Annotated in this window: 15 protein-coding genes; 2 read left to right on the forward strand and 13 right to left on the reverse strand. The window is 59.1% G+C overall.

Annotated elements, in window-relative coordinates:
• Positions 1 to 112: 112 nt before the first annotated feature.
• The 11 genes from lapB to AWX27_RS16280 form a co-directional block, all read right to left on the reverse strand.
• A complete protein-coding gene (gene lapB, locus AWX27_RS16230) occupies positions 113 to 1,285 on the reverse strand; it encodes a lipopolysaccharide assembly protein LapB (protein WP_025303023.1) in 1,173 nt (390 codons plus the stop codon).
• A gap of 6 nt (positions 1,286 to 1,291) precedes the next feature.
• Complete coding sequence (locus tag AWX27_RS16235; RefSeq protein ID WP_060423730.1) at positions 1,292 to 1,594, reverse strand: LapA family protein; 303 nt, start codon at positions 1,592 to 1,594, stop codon at positions 1,292 to 1,294.
• 291 nt (positions 1,595 to 1,885) lie between these two features.
• Positions 1,886 to 2,683, reverse strand: coding sequence for an SDR family oxidoreductase (locus AWX27_RS16240; RefSeq protein WP_049271279.1), 798 nt, complete (start codon positions 2,681 to 2,683; stop codon positions 1,886 to 1,888).
• The gene (locus AWX27_RS16245) at positions 2,680 to 4,203 is read right to left on the reverse strand and encodes an FGGY family carbohydrate kinase (RefSeq protein ID WP_060423733.1); all 1,524 of its coding nucleotides are present in this window, start codon (positions 4,201 to 4,203) and stop codon (positions 2,680 to 2,682) included. The genes AWX27_RS16240 and AWX27_RS16245 overlap by 4 nt, the downstream gene beginning before the upstream one ends.
• Positions 4,196 to 5,260: an ABC transporter permease gene (locus AWX27_RS16250; protein WP_060423738.1), complete on the reverse strand. Its 1,065-nt coding sequence runs from the start codon at positions 5,258 to 5,260 to the stop codon at positions 4,196 to 4,198. Before AWX27_RS16250 ends, AWX27_RS16245 begins: the two co-directional genes overlap by 8 nt.
• A 10-nt stretch (positions 5,261 to 5,270) precedes the next feature.
• On the reverse strand, positions 5,271 to 6,770 hold the full coding sequence (locus AWX27_RS16255) for a sugar ABC transporter ATP-binding protein (protein ID WP_060423741.1): 1,500 nt from the start codon (positions 6,768 to 6,770) through the stop codon (positions 5,271 to 5,273).
• A 9-nt stretch (positions 6,771 to 6,779) separates the two neighbouring features.
• On the reverse strand, positions 6,780 to 7,397 hold the full coding sequence (locus tag AWX27_RS25130; protein WP_060423744.1) for a DUF2291 family protein: 618 nt from the start codon (positions 7,395 to 7,397) through the stop codon (positions 6,780 to 6,782).
• A 64-nt stretch (positions 7,398 to 7,461) separates the two neighbouring features.
• Entirely contained in the window at positions 7,462 to 8,394 is a 933-nt protein-coding gene (locus AWX27_RS16265) for a D-ribose ABC transporter substrate-binding protein (protein WP_043147551.1), read from the reverse strand.
• Between the two features lie 63 nt (positions 8,395 to 8,457).
• Positions 8,458 to 9,258 (reverse strand): GolD/DthD family dehydrogenase, encoded by an 801-nt coding sequence (locus AWX27_RS16270; RefSeq protein ID WP_060423747.1) that lies wholly within the window; start codon positions 9,256 to 9,258, stop codon positions 8,458 to 8,460.
• Between the two features lie 10 nt (positions 9,259 to 9,268).
• Positions 9,269 to 10,174, reverse strand: a complete 906-nt coding sequence (locus AWX27_RS16275) for a transketolase family protein (protein ID WP_049200073.1) — start codon at positions 10,172 to 10,174, stop codon at positions 9,269 to 9,271.
• Between the two features lie 2 nt (positions 10,175 to 10,176).
• Positions 10,177 to 10,980, reverse strand: a complete 804-nt coding sequence (locus AWX27_RS16280) for a transketolase (RefSeq protein ID WP_060423750.1) — start codon at positions 10,978 to 10,980, stop codon at positions 10,177 to 10,179.
• 390 nt (positions 10,981 to 11,370) lie between these two features.
• Here AWX27_RS16280 and AWX27_RS16285 point away from each other — a divergent pair, with 390 nt between their 5' ends.
• Entirely contained in the window at positions 11,371 to 12,165 is a 795-nt protein-coding gene (locus tag AWX27_RS16285) for a DeoR/GlpR family DNA-binding transcription regulator (protein WP_060423753.1), read from the forward strand.
• A gap of 22 nt (positions 12,166 to 12,187) precedes the next feature.
• Here the strand turns inward: AWX27_RS16285 and pgpB are convergent, their stop codons facing one another.
• Complete coding sequence (gene pgpB / locus AWX27_RS16290; RefSeq protein ID WP_049271297.1) at positions 12,188 to 12,949, reverse strand: phosphatidylglycerophosphatase B; 762 nt, start codon at positions 12,947 to 12,949, stop codon at positions 12,188 to 12,190.
• Positions 12,950 to 13,228: 279 nt separating this feature from the next.
• On the opposite strand from pgpB, the gene ribA reads away from it, so the two are divergent.
• Positions 13,229 to 13,822, forward strand: coding sequence for a GTP cyclohydrolase II (ribA, locus tag AWX27_RS16295; protein WP_019452695.1), 594 nt, complete (start codon positions 13,229 to 13,231; stop codon positions 13,820 to 13,822).
• Between the two features lie 56 nt (positions 13,823 to 13,878).
• On the opposite strand, the gene acnA is transcribed toward ribA, so the two are convergent.
• A complete protein-coding gene (gene acnA / locus AWX27_RS16300; RefSeq protein WP_060423756.1) occupies positions 13,879 to 16,551 on the reverse strand; it encodes an aconitate hydratase AcnA in 2,673 nt (890 codons plus the stop codon).
• Positions 16,552 to 16,736: the final 185 nt, after the last annotated feature.

The following is a 16,736-nucleotide window of genomic DNA, read 5'->3' on the forward strand; positions in this document are numbered from 1 at the left end:
TCCGTAATCTCAGAGAGATTACGGATTCTTACACAGCGACAGGATCGTTCAAGTGATCCTTAACTGATCGGCATTACGATAAATCGCCCCGTTTTATTTTGGTGCCGCGGCGTTATTGCCCATCCAGGCCGCGGATCGGTTTAACCGATGACCAGGCGCGGCACGACGGGCAATGCCAATAGAGCGAGTGCGCGGTGAAGCCGCATTTGTGGCAGCGGTAACGCGGTTTGGTGCGAATTTGCTCGCCGACCATATCGCGCAACAGCAGCAGGCTCTCTTTCGCCCGGCCGTCTTCGGCGTCCGCCAGGTGATAATCCATCAGCCGGTAAAATACCCGCATGGTCGGATGGCGTTGCAGCTGGCGGTTGATATAGACCTGCACCACGTCGCGCCCTTCGTGCTGCTCGATGATCTCGGCCAGCATCAGATCGGCGGTGGCACCGGTGTTCTCTTCTACGCAGCGCTTCAGGAATTCAGCCCAGTTGTGCTGTTGTTCCGGCAGATGGGTGTAGCATTCCTGCAGCATCGGCAGCGTTTCGCTGACCAACTCTTTATCCTGACTCAGTACGCGTTGCAGCGACTCGGCGGCTTTGGCGTAGTCGTTTTGCGCCATATAGATGCGGCCGAACATGATGGACACGCGCGCACACTGTTTATCGGCTGCGTCCGCACGCTTGAGCAGGCTCATCGCCCGATCGAGATCGTCGCTGCCCATCGCCTGCAGCGCCAGTTCACAATAGAAGTGTGCGATCTCGACACGTTGTTTCTCTTTACCCAGCTTGACCAACTTTTCCGCCACGTCGATCGCTTTTTGCCAATCGCTGGTGGCCTGATGGATCACCAGCAGTTGCTGCAGCGCCGATACGCGAAAATCCGCTTCGTCAGTCAACTGGCTGAACATGTCTTCCGCACGATCGTACAGCCCGGCCGCCATATAGTCGCGGCCCAGCTGCTGTACCGCCAGCAGACGCTGTTCGAAGGTCAGAGAGGCGCTTTCCATCAAGGCCTGATGGATGCGGATGGCGCGGTCGACTTCACCACGCGAACGGAACAGGTTACCCAGCGTCAGGTGGGCTTCAACGGTGTTGCTGTCCTCTTTCAACATGTCGAGGAACAGATCGACCGCCTTGTCCTGCTGGTTGGAAAGCAGAAAGTTCACCCCTGCCACGTATTCACGCGACAGGCGGTTGGCTTCTTGCTGTTTATCCTGCTGAGCGCTTCTGCGCCCCATGTACCAACCGTACGCGGCAGCCACGGGCAGCAACAGAAACAGCAGTTCTAACATAGAGGATTATTCCTTGCTGACAACGGGCTGAGCCGCCGATTCAGCGGGCTGCTCAAGCTGCAGCTCCAGCCTTTTGATCTTGCGCTCGGCGCGGCCCAGCGCAATGCGCGTGCGCAGGTAAAACAGGCCGCAAATGATCCAGCCAAGAACGAAACCGGCGCCAAACAGCGTGGCCAACAGGGTCGATACGCGATAATCGCCCTGCGCAACCAGATAGTTAAAATTGACCACCTGATCGTTATGCGCACCCAAGGTGACGGAAATCACGAAGATCACCAGAACCAACAAAAAAATCAGCAAATATTTCACATTCTTTCCCGCGATGCCGAGTGAATCGGATGAACGATGCCAAAACGTGGCGTCCCTAACCCTTAAGTTAGCATTTCCCGTTGCGGCAGGGAAACCCTGCGGCACGATAAAACCACATATCTGCTGGCATATTCGGCAGTAAACGGCCTTAGCGAACAAATTGATGAGAAAGCTTCTCAAAACGTCGAATTTATAAGGATATGGGGGCGGCCGGGCGGATTGCAATGGCGGGAAAATGTAAGCGGTTAATGCGGCGCCGATCCGACGCCGCCTTTTTGTGACATGGTCACGTCAGGACATGATTAACCCGCCGTCCACATTGATGGTCTGGCCGGTAATATAGTCGGCATCGTCCGAGGCAAGGAAAGCCACGAGGCCCGCCACGTCCTCGGGTTGACCGGCGCGCTTAAGCGGAATCCCCGCCACCCACTCGGCCATCAACTCTCCTTTGCCATAGGTTTTTTCCGGGCCACTGAGAATTTCGCCCCAAACGCGGTCGTTATATTCCCACATCTCGCTTTCAATGATGCCGGGGCAGAATGCATTGACGGTGATGCCATGCGGTGCCAGTTCCAGCGCTAAACTCTGCGTAATGCCGATCACGCCCATTTTGCTGGCGGCGTAATGCGGTGTGTAAATGAACCCGTTACGTCCCTGACCGGAAGAGGTGTTGATCAGCCGCCCCCGGCGTTGGCCGACCATATATTTGGCCGCCTCCCGGCAGCAGAGCCAGACCGCCGTGGTATTTACCGCCAACACTTTCTCAAAATCGCTTTTGGGCATCTGGTCAAAACGATCGATAGTGATCACCCCGGCATTTTGAATCGAAACGTCGATCGCGCCGAATCGCTCCCACGCCTGACGATAAAAATCAATCACCTGCGCTTCATCGGTCACGTCGAGGATAATCGGCAGAACCGCCACCCGATAACGCTGGCGCAGCGTTTCCGCCGTGGTCAGAATGCGTTCCGCATTCGATGCAATCACCAGATTGGCACCCAAACTGGCGAAACGTTCGGCGATACCCGCGCCAATGCCGCGGCATGCGCCGGTAATCACCACGGTTTTTCCCGTGAAATCACGATTCATGGTTGTTCTCCTGTCATCAATGCAGCCGCTTGCGGCCGCCACAAGGTGCGTTGTACCGCCTGCCGCCAGGCGCTGTAGTTTTCCTGCAGCTGCCGATGGCGCTGCATATCGGGTTTAAATTCATCATGTTGGGGCAACAATGCCACCAGTTGCCGATCGGAAGTCCCCCACAGGCAGCGCATCGCCATCAGCGCCGCCCCCAGCGCCGAGAGTTCCGCCGTGTTGCTGCGCCACACAGGGCAACCCAACAAATCGGCCTGAAACTGCATCAGCCAGTCATTGCGGCTCGGGCCGCCATCGGCCATTAACCCCTGCAGTACAAAGCCCGGCTGTTGCCGCAATACGTCGATCACATCGGCGATTTGATAAGCCACCGCTTCAAAAGCGGCCCGCACCACATGTTCCCGCCGCGTGCCGCGACTGAGCCCGCAGATCACGCCGCGCGCCTGTTCGTCCCACCAGGGCGCACCGGCCCCGGTCAATGCCGGTACAAAATAAACGCCTCCGCTGTCGGGCACGCGAACAGGCAGCTCACTTAACAGCGCCTCGTCCCCCGGCGGTATGGCGGTGATATCCAGCATCCAGGCAATGGCGTCGCCGGTGTGGGGAATATTGCCCTCCAGCGCATACTGCATACGCCCACCATCGTGCCAGGCGACGGTCGTTGCCAAAGCGCTCGTACCGCATAGCGCTTCGGCGATCGGCGCCATCACCGATGATCCGGTGCCATAAGTGGCCTTAGCCTGCCCTGCCTGGCCAAGCGCATGGCCGTACAGCGCCGCATGCGAGTCGCCCACCATCGCGCCAATCGGAATGCCGTCGGCAATGCCTTCCAATCCCAACGTCGTGCCGAACAGATGACTGGAAGGGTGGATCGTCGGTAGCGCCTGACGGGGAATGTTGAACAGCGCCAGCATCCGCTCGTCCCAATCGCCGGAAGCAAGGTTCAGCAATTGAGTACGAGCGGCATTGGAGGTATCACAACCGAATGCCTGTCCTCCGCTCAACTGCCACAGCAGCCAGGCATCGATGGTACCAAGGCAGATCTCCCCGTTCTCCGCCATCCGTTGCCCCTCTTCGCAATGGTCGAGCAACCAACGCATTTTCGACGCCGAGAACAGCGGTGAAAGCGGCAGACCGGTGGCGTGGCGCACCACTTCGGCCTGCCGATCGTGCCGCAGCCGTTCACAAAAATCGGCAGCGCGCGCACATTGCCAGGTTAAGGCCGGCCCGATCGGCTGGCCGTCGGAACGTCGCCAGCCGATGGCGGTTTCACGCTGGTTGCTGATGGCGATACCGGCAATACGGGATGCCCCGGCCAACGCAATCGCTTCCCGCAGCACCGCCAGAGAGGCTTCCAGTAAGGCCTCGCCCCGCTGTTCCACCCAACCGGGTTGCGGCGTCTGCAGCGTCAGCGGCCTGCTGGCCCTGGCAACGATCGTCCCCTGAGCATCCACCACCACGGCCTTGGCGTTGCTGGTGCCCTCGTCCAACGCGACAATGCAATCCGCTTTAGCCATGGCTCACCTCAGCCAGCGGCTGCACCGCTTTTTTTTCCTGGCGCTGCATCAAAATGACCTTGCTTTGCAAACGCTGCTGGAACTGATCGATCACCACGGCGGTGACGATCACCAATCCTTTAATCACCATTTGCCAGAACTCGCTGACGCCCATCATCACCAAGCCGTCCGCCAGAAAAACGATCACAAAAGCACCGATGATCGAACCGAATACCCTGCCGCGGCCACCGCTCAGCGCCGTACCACCCAGTACCGTCGCGCCGATGGCGTCCATCTCGAACATATTGCCGGTCATCGGGTGCGCGGTTTGCAATTGTGAAGCGATAACCAGCCCCACCAGCGCCGCGCATAGCCCGGAAAAGGCATAGACGAACATTTTCACTTTGACGATCGGCACCCCCGACAGCCGCGCTGCCGGCTCATTGCCGCCAATCGCATAGATATAGCGCCCAAGCGGCGTTTTCTTGGTGAGATAGATCCCCAACAACACGATGGCCAACATCAGCCAAATCGGATTGTAAATGCCCAGAAAGGTGCCAGATCCCAGGGCCGCGAAACCGGTGTTGCCCAGCGCTTCCATGCCCACCAGATTGGGATAGGTTTTGCCGTCCGCCGTCAGCAACGCCGCCCCACGCGCCACGTACATTGCGCCCAGGGTACAGATGAATGGCGCAACGCCGAGCCGCGTAATCAGCGTGCCGTTGACCAACCCCAACAATACGCCCAACAGCGCCACCGCACCGATCACTTCGAAAACGTTGAGAAACAGCCGGTTGCCGTCCCACAGCGGGATACCGACGGTCAACAGCGCACCGGCGATCATCCCGCACAAGCCCGCCACCGCGCCGACCGACAAATCGATGCCGCCGGTGAGGATCACCAGCGTCATGCCAACCGCCAGCAACCCGGTAATCGCCACGTGCTGCGTCATGATCAGCAGATTGGAGACGGTCAGAAAATTCGGCACCATGCTGCTGAAAAACAGCACCACCAGCAACAGGGCGATGAAGGTGCGCGCCTGCAGCAAATACATATACAACCGATACTTGGTTTGCATTGCCTTATCCTTATGCATGTGGGGTTGAGGCGCGGATCAGCGTTTCGCGATCGGCCCGTTCGCGCGGCAGATCGGCCGTCAGCTTCCCGTCCGCCATCACCATCACCCGGTCGGCCAGTGAGACCACCTCATCCAGCTCCGACGAAGAGAACATCACCGCCAGCCCCTGGCGTGCCATAGCGCCAATCAGGTGATAAACGTCCGTTTTGGCGCCGACGTCGATTCCGCGCGTCGGCTCATCGAGAAACACCACCTGCGGCCCGGTCAGCAGCGCCTTGCCCAACACCACTTTCTGCTGATTGCCACCGCTGAGGCTGGTGATTGGCAGCTCCCGGTCGCTCACCTTGATCGCCAGTTTTTCGATCATGCCATCGACCAGCGCGCACTCCCCAGCCGCCGCCAACGGCCGAAGTGCATTGCGCCCCAGGCTGGCCAGGGTCATGTTGGCCTTGATCGACATCATCTGCACCAATCCCTCCGCCTGCCGGTCTTCCGGCACCAGCGCCATGCCCAATGCCATGCGTTGACGAAATCCCAGCCGCTCCACGCTTTCGCCGTTGAGCAGAATGCGGCCGGCGGTCTGGCGCATCACACCGTTGATCACCTTGAACAGTTCGGTGCGGCCGGCGCCCAACAGGCCATAAATGCCGATCACTTCCCCTTTGCGCAGTGAAAAACTGACGTCGTCAAGGCAATAGCCGCCGCTTTCACGCGGCAGCGTCAACCGTTCGACCTTCAGCACTTCATCCCCTTGCTCTGCCGCGCAATAATCAAAGTGCTTGCTCTTTTCCCCGACCATTTTTTCGATGATCCACGGAATGCTAACGTTGCAGACCGGCTCGGCGGCAACAAAACGCCCATCGCGGAACACCGTGATGCGATCGCCAATCTCCATCAGCTCTTCCAGACGGTGAGAAATGTAGATGATGGTGACGCCGCGTTTTTTCAGATCGGCGATCACCCGAAACAGCGTGCGCACCTCAGCCTGGCTCAGCGCCGATGTTGGTTCATCCATGATCAGCACCCGGGTGTCCTTCGCCAACGCGCGAGCAATTTCAACCAGCTGCTGATGACCGATGCCGAGGCTGCCCAACGGCGTATGCGGATCGATGTCCAACTCCAGCCGCTGCAGCAAGGCTTTGGCCAGCTGATATTGATAGTCCACATTGATGCGGCCACGCTGGAAGAACTCGTTGGCCATAAAAATATTGTCCATCACCGACAGGTTGGGGAACAGATTCAGCTCCTGGAAAATAATGCTGATCCCGAGCCGCTCCGCCTTCTGCGTGGAGGTTAACGTCACCGCTTTTCCCTCCAGCTCGATGGTGCCGGAGGACGGGGTTTCCACCCCCGCCAGCAGCTTCATCATGGTCGATTTACCGGCGCCGTTTTCGCCGATCAGCACGTTGACCTGATTGCGAAACACTTGATAACTCACGCTATCCAATGCCGTGACGCCGGGATAGAGACGCGAAACGTTGCGCGTTTGAATAATGACCGGTTCGCTCATCACGCCCCCTTAAGGTTGAATGCGTACCGGCGTGATCAACAGCGGCTCGACAGGTGCCTGCCAGCTGCTGAATACGCCATACACGGTAATGTGGTCACCCACCTTGGGTTGGGATCCGGCCAGTTCGTCGATCGAAGCCTGATTAATCGCCCTGGCAAAATCGCCGAACAACGCTTGGTCATTGAAATCGCTGTAGCTCAGGCCGCGATAGCTGTCGCGCAACGCCGTACCGCGATAAACCGGCCCGATCTGCACCTCCACGCTGCTGAGCGGCGCATCGGTCAGTTTGAGCGTTAATTTTCCGCTGCGCGACCGGGTGTTCACCGCCGCGACTTCACCGCTGACCTTAACGTTGAAATAACAAGGAAACTCCGGTTGAGCGCGGTACCCCAGCAGACCACAGGCGCTGTCAAAATCCTTGGCCTGGGCGATCCGGGCGATCAGCTCGCCCAGCGGCTGCGCCGTTTTGATCGTTTGCGGGGCGATTTGGCTGCGGTAAATCTCCGCCGCCTGCGCCACATGCGGATTCACCGGGGAGCGAAGCTCCGCCAGCTTTTTCTCCGAGACGATACGGCAACCGCTCAACGTCAGGACGACGGTGACGGCCAGCGCAATGCGCATCGACATAACAACACCTCCGATCGCACCCCGCCGCCGGGACGGGGTGATGAAAGACACCGCTCAGCGCGGATTACGGTTTGAAGTTGAAGTCACTGACCCGTTGCGCATTGTCTTTGCCGATCAGGATGCCGCGGAACATCACGCGCTCCTTGCCGGTATAGCTGCCGGATTGGAAATAGCCGTCGAGGATTTCAACGCCCTGCGCGGCGATCGCCTGCGCCTGCAACATCACGCTGGCATAGAGGCTACCGTTGAGAATGGCGTCGCGTTCATCGTTGCTGCCGTCGATGCCCACCACGGTGACATCCTGCCGGCCGGCGGCCTTCAGCGCCGCCACTGCCCCCAGCGCCACCGGGCCGTTGCCGCAGATCACGCCTTTGATGTCCGGATGCGCCTGCAGAATGCTGTCCATGATGCGTTTTCCCTCCAGCAGATTGCCCTTGGCATCCTGACGCGCCACGCTGACCATCTCAGGATATTGGTCGATCACGTTGTGGAACGACTGCGAGCGCGTGACGCAGTTATTATCCGCCAGGTTGCAGGTCAGCTCGGCGTATTTGCCGGTTTCTCCCATTTTTTCTACAAACTGGTTGGCGACGTCCGAGCCGGCCTGGAAGTTGTTATGGGTGATCTGCGCCAACGCTACGCCATCGACCGGGATCTCGCGGTTGATCAGTACCACCGGAATACCGGCGTTTTTCGCCTGCTGCACGGCGGCGACGCTGGCCTGGGAATCGGCGTTATCCAAAATGATACCCTGTACTTTGCGGCCGATAACCAGGCTGATCAGCTCCCCCTGGCGCTTAACGTCTTCGCCGTGCGACAATACCAGCGTCTGGTAACCGAGGGACTTGGCCTTGCTCTCGGCCCCCTTGGCCTCTGCGGAGTAATAAGGGTTATCCAGCGAATTGACGAGAATGGCGATCGTGCCCTTTTCCGCCGCCATGGCAGAGGTGCAGGCAAAACCGGTGAGCAGGGTAAGGTAAGTGGCTATTTTTCTCATGATGGTGTTCTCTTATCGTTGTGTTGAACATCGTCTGGTGTTGGCGATCGCTGCGGTTGCCGCTTACCAAATGGTAAAACCGCCGTCGATCATCAGGTCCGCGCCGGTAATCATGTCGCTGCCGTTGCTGGCAAAAAACAGGATCGCCGCCGCAATTTCGTCGGTATAAGCAAAACGCCCCAGCGGGATCAGTTTTTTCATCGCCTCGCCCTTCTCGCCGCGCCAGGCTTTCTCTCCCATAGGCGTCAGCACCACGGTGGGCGATAACGTGTTGACCGTAATGCCGTGCGGCGCCCATTCTTTGGCCATCACCTTGGTCATGCCCAGCAGCCCTGCCTTGGCGGAGGTGTAAGCGCAGTGATCGTCAATGGCGATGGAGGCCGCCTGTGATGCGATGTTGATGATTTTCCCGCCGTGGCCGGCGGTTATCGCACGGCGCGCCAGCTCCTGCGAGCACAGGAAGGGCCCGGTGAGATTGACCGCCAGATGGCGCTGCCACTCCTCGAGCGTGACCTCCGTCGCCGGCTGCAAATTGACGTAGCCCGCGCAGTTGACCAGGATATCGAGCCGACCAAAGCGAGATTGAGCCGCATTGAAGGCGGCAGCCACCGAGTCGGAATCGGTCACGTCGCATACCTGGCAGAACACCTGTTCTTCCCCCAACTCTCGCAGCGCCGCCGCGGCCTTGTCCTGTTCAAAGGCCGGATACATCAATACCAGGCGCGCGCCCTTTTCCAACAGCAGGCGATTGGCGGCCATCGCGATGCCGCCCAGACCGCCGGTGATCACGACAACCTTCCCTGCCAGCGACATCCGGCTATCGACACCGTAGCGTAAATTGACGTCGTATTCGTTCCGATCCATCGCATTCCCCCTATTGCGTTAACTGAGCCTGCAATCCTGCGGCGTCGATGGCATATTGACGCCGCAGCGCCGCCCGGCTGCTGCTGTGAGTAAATTCGTAAGCCGGCACGCCCAGTGCGGTAAACGGCCGCGACAGCTGATACCGCAGCAACAGTTCACCGATGATGGTACCCAGGCCGCCGCTGAGGGCGTGCTCCTCCATGGTCAGCACCCGACGGTGCGAACGCATCAACGCCACTACCGCCGCCTCGTTGAGTGGCCAGAGCGAAGGCAACGAGACGATGGTCGGGTTTTCGCCCAACGCCAGTACCTTCATCGCCTCATGAGCCACCGTCCCCAGGCAAAACACCAGATTGTCAGAGCCCTGATGCAACACCTCCGGCTCTCCGGGGCGGAAGTGATAGCTCGCGTTCAACACCGGCAGCTTGTCGCTGTCCATGCGGATATAGGCCGGGCCGGGTTGCGCGATGACATGGCGGACAATCTCTGCCGCTTGCCGCGCATCCGCAGGCGCATAGACGCTGAGATTGCCCAGCGTGCGGGCGATGGCGATATCGTTCATGCAATGGTGCGTCGCCCCCAGCGGCCCATAGCCGAACCCGGCATTCAGGCCGAGCATTTTCACGTTGGTTTCCGTGTAGCAAACATCGTTTTTCATCTGTTCGTTAGAACGGGCAAACAGAAAAGGCGCGGCATTGGCGGTAAAGACCGTACGGCCACTGAGCGCCATGCCGGCGGCCATGCCCACCATGTTCTGTTCGGCAATTCCGACGTTCACCACCCGCTCTGGATAAGCCTGCTCGAAAGGTGCAATTTTCGACGTGGACGTGGAGTCCGCGACCATCACGCTCAGATCGGCACCCGCCAGCTGCTCTTCGATCAACGCCGTCACCACGGCATCGCGTAAATCCTGCATGTTCACCCCTCCAGTTCCGCCAGCGCCTGCGCCAGCTGTTGTTCGTCCGGTACCGCGTGATGCCAGGCGGCAACGTTAGCCATAAACGACACGCCGTGACCCTTTTCGGTATTGGCCAAAATCACCCGCGGCTTGTCCTGGCTCGGGCGTTGGATCGCCGCCACCAGCGCCGCCGGATCGTGCCCGTCGCACTCCAGGGTTTCGAAACCGAAAGCGCGCCATTTTTCCGCCAGCGGTTCCAGCGGCATGATGGCCTCTGTCTTACCCGCCAACTGCAGCCGGTTGCGATCGACGATGGCAATCAGGTTATCCAGCTTGAATTTGCTGGCCGCCATTGCCGCCTCCCAGTTGGATCCCTCCGCCAGCTCACCGTCGCCCAGCAGCACAAAAGCGCGGCGATGTGCGCGCCCGGCCAATTTGTTGCCCAGCGCCAGCCCCACGGCGATCGGTAGGCCATGCCCTAAACCGCCGGAGTTAATCTCTACCAGTTCCGGCAGTTTCTGTCGCACCGGATGCCCGGCCAGCAAGGTGTCGTCGCCCATGAACTGATCGAGCACCGCCGGATCGAGCAGGCCCATCGCCGCGCAGCTGCAGTAAAAACCGCCGGCGCCGTGCCCTTTAGACAAAATAAACCGATCCTGATCGGGCCGGACATTGCTGCGATCCATCACCGCCATATACAAGGTGCAGATGATGTCGATTTCCGATAGGTCGGCGCCGGTATGGCCCTTGCCTGCCTTATGGTTCATGGTCACCACATATCGGCGCGCCAGGCGCGCCGTGTTTTTAATCGCCTGGAAGTCCATCGTCACCTCTGCTTAAGCGCCTTGATTATCGTTATCGCATCGAAACCGATCCGCTAACTCGCCTTTGATTTTCGAATGGAAATCATATGCAGCAAAAACGATAATTAATGTGGGCAAGATCAAATTTCAAACAAAAGCACTCAAAAGGCAAAACCGCAAATCATTAAAATGTTTAAATAACAATTACATATGAATCACAAGACTACTTTAAGTTCGTTTTTACCGCTGTTTTTTTACTGACCTCATTGATTTTCGAATAAAAACCAAAGGGGATTGCCCGGGTTTATCCGTAGCTTTATCAATAATCGCAAGCTAGAATTCAGCACATCAATTAAGGAATTGCCGTGGCAAACCGCGCGGCGGGAACTGACAGGTGCAGGAGTCTTTCGATTGAAAAGCAAAAGCGAACAGCTGGCGGAAATGCAGCAACGGCGCGAAAAGATCCTCGACATGATCCGCGAAGACGGCTCGGCGACGGTCAAAATGCTTACCGATACCTTCAAGCTGACCGAGGCGACCATTCGTACCGACCTGCGGGTTCTGCAGCAACAAGGTTACGTGCAGCGCTTCCACGGTGGCGCAACCCTGGTCGACGGCAAGCAAAATACCCATGCCATGCTGTTGGAACGCCAGGTCAACCTGACCGCCAAGGATCGCATCGGCAAGCTCGCCGCCGGTTTTATCGAACCGGGCGACACCATCATTCTTGATTCAGGCACCACCACTACGGCTATCGCCAATCACCTGAGCCACATCAAGAAACTGTCCGTTATCACCACCGGCGTCAATATCGCGCTGCAGCTGGGGGGCGAACCGGGCGTGAACATTTTGCTGACCGGCGGCTCGTTCAAATTTCCGACGCTCTCCACTTCCGGGGATAAAGCCGCCAGCTTCTTCGAAAACGTGCTGGCCCAGAAACTGTTCCTCGCGACGGCCTGTATCTCACCCCGTCACGGACTCAGTTTCCCAAGCGAAACCGACATCAAACTGAAAATGGCGATGATCAACGCAGCCAACACGGTGTATGTGGTTGCCGACTCCAGCAAGATCGATAAGGTGTCGATGTTCGCATTGCCCTGTGACTGGCAGCATATCGACTATTTGATTACCGACGACGGTATCAGCAATACCGCCATACAGGCCTTTGAGAAGGTAGGGGTGAAGGTGTTGGTGGCAGGCGCCTGACTGGCGCCTGCGAGAAGCGTGCTTATTCCGGCTTGCGCGCCGCAATTTCCTGCTGCTCTTGCGGCGGTGGCGTCAGCGGGCCGAACCAGCGCTGCGCCAGCCAGCAGGTAACCACCACCAGCAGCCAACTGATCAGCGTGGCCATCGCCAGATCGCGCGGCCAGTGCATGCCCAACAGCAGACGGCTGCCCATCACGCCGGTCGCCCACACCATCAGCAGCGCGACGGTTTTATAATGGCGGCGCGGCCACAGCAGCCCTACGCCCAACAGCGCCCAGGTGGCGGCGAACATGGTGTGCCCCGACGGGAAAGCGAAGCCGGTTTCAAACTGCCAGTGCTTGCGCAGCCAGTTCGGCACCAGCGTCTGATCCTGCAGTTGCTCGCGCACCAGCGCGCTGCGCTCTTTGCGATGCAGCGAATAGAAGTATTTGCCGTCCACGCCGTGGGTTTGCTCCAGCCATACCACGAACGGCCGCGGTTCCTGCACCCGATCCTTGATTAACGACTTCACCCCCTGCCCGATCACCAGCGCGGCGAAAAGCAGGAGCGCCAGACCGATAGCCGCCTTCAGGCGAAAGCGCAGGCACCACAAAAACCAACCGCAGAGGATAGCGCTGGTCAGAATGCCCCATGGCGAGGTCACGGTTTCGGTCACCCAGTACAGCGCTTTGAGCAGCGGCTCATTGCCGCCGGGTTGCCAGTGCCAACCGGATACCCAGACCGCCAGCGGCATCAACAGCAGCAGCAGTGCGCCGCCCGCCGTGCGTTTTGCTATCTCGTACATTCTATTCTTCCTCTGCGTGAATCAGGCTGCAGTGTAACAAGAGTGTAATCTTGATAACACGCGAAAAATTAAACAGATAGGCAACCTATCGCAATAATAGGTGGCCAGAAAACGCCATCTGCTGGTTTGCTGAGCACCGCCCGGCAAGAAGTTGTGGCAAAATAGCCGATAATTAACGAAATAGAGATCGGCGTAGCACGTTTTAGTCTTGGTCAATTTACCGAACCGGACTTAGGATGCGCGACAATGATTGAATCGTACGCTTTTGTGGAGAGTGACATGCAGCTTAAACGGGTGGCAGAGGCTAAACTGCCGACACCTTGGGGCGATTTCCTGATGGTAGGATTCGAAGAACTGGCGACCGGGCATGACCATCTGGCGCTGGTATTCGGTGATATTTCCGGCGAAGCGCCGGTGCTCGCGCGCGTGCATTCCGAATGTCTGACCGGCGATGCTCTGTTCAGCCTGCGCTGCGACTGCGGTTTTCAACTGGAAGCCGCGCTGGAGCAGATCGCCGAAGAAGGCCGCGGCATCCTGCTTTATCATCGCCAGGAGGGCCGCAATATCGGCCTGTTGAACAAGATCCGCGCCTATGCCCTGCAGGATAAGGGCGCAGACACCGTGGAAGCCAACCACCAGCTCGGCTTCGCCGCCGACGAGCGCGACTTCACCCTGTGCGCCGACATGTTCAAACTGCTGGGCGTCGACGCGGTGCGTTTGCTGACCAACAACCCGAAAAAGGTCGAGATCCTGACCGAAGCCGGCATCAACATCAGCGAGCGCGTGCCGCTGATCGTCGGCCGCAACCCGAAGAACGAACACTACCTGGCGACCAAGGCCGCCAAAATGGGCCATTTGCTCGACCAGAAGTGATCGCCGCCGCGGCGGAAACAATCAGGGCGCCTTGCGGCGCCCTTTTTATTGCTTAATTACAGCATTTTCCTGATCACATAGTGCAGAATGCCGTCGTTTTCGTAGTAGGTCAGCTCATTGCCGGTATCGATGCGGCAACGGGTGTCGATCACTTCCTTGCGCCCGTCGGCATAGGTGATATGCACCGGCACCGTCTGGCCCGGCTGCAGCTGCTGCAGGCCGCCGACGCTGATCTGCTCATCCCCGGTCAGCCCCAGGGTTTTGCGCGTCACCCCCTGCGGGAACTCCAGCGGCAAAATCCCCATGCCGATCAGGTTGGAGCGGTGGATACGCTCGAAAGACTCGGCAATCACCACCCGCACGCCCAGCAAGCGCGGCCCTTTCGCCGCCCAGTCGCGGCTGGAGCCGGAACCGTACTCTTTCCCGGCGATCACCGCCAGCGGCACCTTCTCCTGCTGATACTGCATGGCGGCGTCGTAGATAGACAGCTGCTGCTGCGACGGAATATGGCGGGTATAACCGCCTTCCACGCCCGGCACCATTTCGTTGCGGATGCGGATGTTGGCGAAGGTGCCGCGCATCATCACTTCGTGGTTGCCGCGGCGCGAGCCGTAGGAGTTGAAATCCTGCGGCACCACGCCGTGCTCGCTCAGGTAGCGCCCCGCCGGGCTGTCGCGCTTGATGTTGCCCGCCGGCGAGATGTGGTCGGTGGTCACCGAATCAGCCAGAATCGCCAGAATGCGCGCGTCTTTTATGTCCTGCACCGGATCCGGTTTCACCTTCATGGTGCTGAAGAACGGCGGATGGCGGATATAGGTAGAATCCTCCTGCCACTGATAGGTTGCCGAACCGGCCACCTGGATCGCCTGCCAGTTGGCGTCACCGTCGAACACTTCGCCGTATTCCTTATGGAACATCTCGGTGCGCACTTCTTCCACCGCCTGAGCGATGTCCTGGCTGCTCGGCCAGATATCCTTCAGGTAGACCGGTTGACCGTCGTTGCCCTCGCCCAGCGGCTCTTTGGTCAGGTCAATCTTCATGCTGCCCGCCAGCGCATAAGCCACCACCAGCGGCGGCGAGGCCAGCCAGTTGGTTTTCACCAGCGGGTGAATACGCCCTTCGAAGTTGCGGTTGCCCGACAGCACCGCGCCCACGGTCAGATCGCCCTCTTTGATCGCCTGCTCGATCGGATCCGGCAGCGGGCCGGAGTTACCGATACAGGTGGTGCAGCCATACCCCACCAGGTTAAACCCCAGCTCTTCCAGATAGGCGGTGAGTTTGGCGCTGTCGAAGTAGTCGGTTACCACTTTGGATCCCGGCGCCAGCGAGGTTTTTACCCAGGGTTTGCTGCGCAGCCCTTTCTTGACGGCATTTTTCGCCAGCAGGCCGGCCGCCATCATCACGCTCGGGTTGGAGGTGTTGGTGCAGGAGGTGATCGCCGCGATCACCACCGCGCCGTCGCGCAGTTCGTGCTGCTGCCCGTCCAGCGTAAAGGTTTTGCTGTCGGTATTGGCTTTGTGCCCCCCGATATCCAGCTCGGTAGCGGCCTTGAACGCCTGCGGCACATTCGGCAGCGCAACGCGATCCTGCGGGCGTTTCGGCCCGGCGAGGCTGGCTTCCACGGTTGACATGTCCAGCGCCAGCGAGCTGGTGAAGACCGGTTCATCACCCGGGTTACGCCACATGCCCTGCGCTTTGGCGTAGGCTTCCACCAGTGCGATTTGTTCGGCGCTGCGGCCGCTGAGCTTCATATAGCCGAGCGTAACGTCATCCACCGGGAAGAAACCGCAGGTGGCGCCGAACTCCGGCGACATGTTGGCGATGGTTGCCCGGTCCGCCAGCGGCAGATCGGCCAGCCCGTCGCCGTAAAACTCGACGAATTTGCCGACAACGCCGTGCTTGCGCAGCATTTGGGTCACGGTCAGCACCAGGTCGGTGGCGGTAATGCCCTCGCGGAGCTTGCCCGTCAGCTTGAAGCCGACCACGTCCGGGATCAGCATCGACACCGGCTGGCCCAGCATCGCCGCTTCCGCTTCGATGCCGCCGACGCCCCAGCCGAGGATGCCGAGGCCGTTGATCATGGTGGTGTGGGAATCGGTGCCCACCAGCGTATCGGGATAAGCCACGCGGCGGCCGCTTTCGTCGCTGTGCCAGACCGTTTGGCCAAGGTATTCAAGGTTAACCTGGTGACAGATGCCGGTGCCCGGCGGCACTACGCGGAAGCGGTTGAAGGCTTTCTGCCCCCAGCGCAAAAAGGTGTAGCGCTCGTGGTTGCGCTGCATTTCGATACGCACGTTGTCTTCAAAGGCGTTGTCATCGCCAAATTCATCGACGGTAACCGAGTGGTCAATCACCAGATCCACCGGCGACAGCGGGTTCACCTGGTCGACGTTGCCGCCCAGCCGCCGTACCGCTTCGCGCATCGCCGCCAGATCCACCACCGCCGGTACGCCGGTAAAATCCTGCATCAGCACGCGCGCCGGACGGTAGGCGATCTCACGGTCAGCATGGCCGGTTTGCAGCCAGGCAACGATGGCCTTGAGGTCGTCAACCTGCACGGTGTCGCCATCCACATGGCGCAGCAGGTTCTCCAACAGCACTTTCATTGATTTCGGCAACCGGTCGATATCACCCAGCTGCTTCGCCGCCAGCGGCAGGCTGTAGTAGTAATACTCGCTATTCAGCGCAACCAGCTTATCCAGACTTGTTTCACGAAGATCGGACGACATAGCTCCTCCATTTCTTATTGTGACTAAAACAGGGTAATCAGTGAGGTCTTGTTTAAAGATACCACAAAGATAAGTTAACGTTTTGATAACAACACGATTTGATCACAACGATAGGCGGGAACAATCAGCGGGAAGGAAGTGCGAGCGCCGCCAAGGGGTTAGGCAATGCGCCAACAAAAACGCCG

Source organism: Serratia sp. 2880STDY5682894, assembly GCF_001537385.1.
Classification (GTDB): domain Bacteria; phylum Pseudomonadota; class Gammaproteobacteria; order Enterobacterales; family Enterobacteriaceae; genus Serratia; species Serratia nevei.

Bases quoted from the DNA above. Each gene is read 5' to 3' on its own strand.
- AWX27_RS25130 (WP_060423744.1), bottom strand. From the start codon at position 7,397: ATGTCGATGCGCATTGCGCTGGCCGTCACCGTCGTCCTGACGTTGAGC.
- AWX27_RS16250 (WP_060423738.1), bottom strand. From the start codon at position 5,260: ATGCAAACCAAGTATCGGTTGTATATGTATTTGCTGCAGGCGCGCACC.
- AWX27_RS16280 (WP_060423750.1), bottom strand. From the start codon at position 10,980: ATGGACTTCCAGGCGATTAAAAACACGGCGCGCCTGGCGCGCCGATAT.
- lapB (WP_025303023.1), bottom strand. From the start codon at position 1,285: ATGTTAGAACTGCTGTTTCTGTTGCTGCCCGTGGCTGCCGCGTACGGT.
- AWX27_RS16245 (WP_060423733.1), bottom strand. From the start codon at position 4,203: ATGGCTAAAGCGGATTGCATTGTCGCGTTGGACGAGGGCACCAGCAAC.
- ribA (WP_019452695.1), top strand. From the start codon at position 13,229: ATGCAGCTTAAACGGGTGGCAGAGGCTAAACTGCCGACACCTTGGGGC.
- AWX27_RS16275 (WP_049200073.1), bottom strand. From the start codon at position 10,174: ATGCAGGATTTACGCGATGCCGTGGTGACGGCGTTGATCGAAGAGCAG.
- AWX27_RS16270 (WP_060423747.1), bottom strand. From the start codon at position 9,258: ATGGATCGGAACGAATACGACGTCAATTTACGCTACGGTGTCGATAGC.
- acnA (WP_060423756.1), bottom strand. From the start codon at position 16,551: ATGTCGTCCGATCTTCGTGAAACAAGTCTGGATAAGCTGGTTGCGCTG.
- AWX27_RS16265 (WP_043147551.1), bottom strand. From the start codon at position 8,394: ATGAGAAAAATAGCCACTTACCTTACCCTGCTCACCGGTTTTGCCTGC.
- AWX27_RS16240 (WP_049271279.1), bottom strand. From the start codon at position 2,683: ATGAATCGTGATTTCACGGGAAAAACCGTGGTGATTACCGGCGCATGC.
- AWX27_RS16255 (WP_060423741.1), bottom strand. From the start codon at position 6,770: ATGAGCGAACCGGTCATTATTCAAACGCGCAACGTTTCGCGTCTCTAT.
- pgpB (WP_049271297.1), bottom strand. From the start codon at position 12,949: ATGTACGAGATAGCAAAACGCACGGCGGGCGGCGCACTGCTGCTGCTG.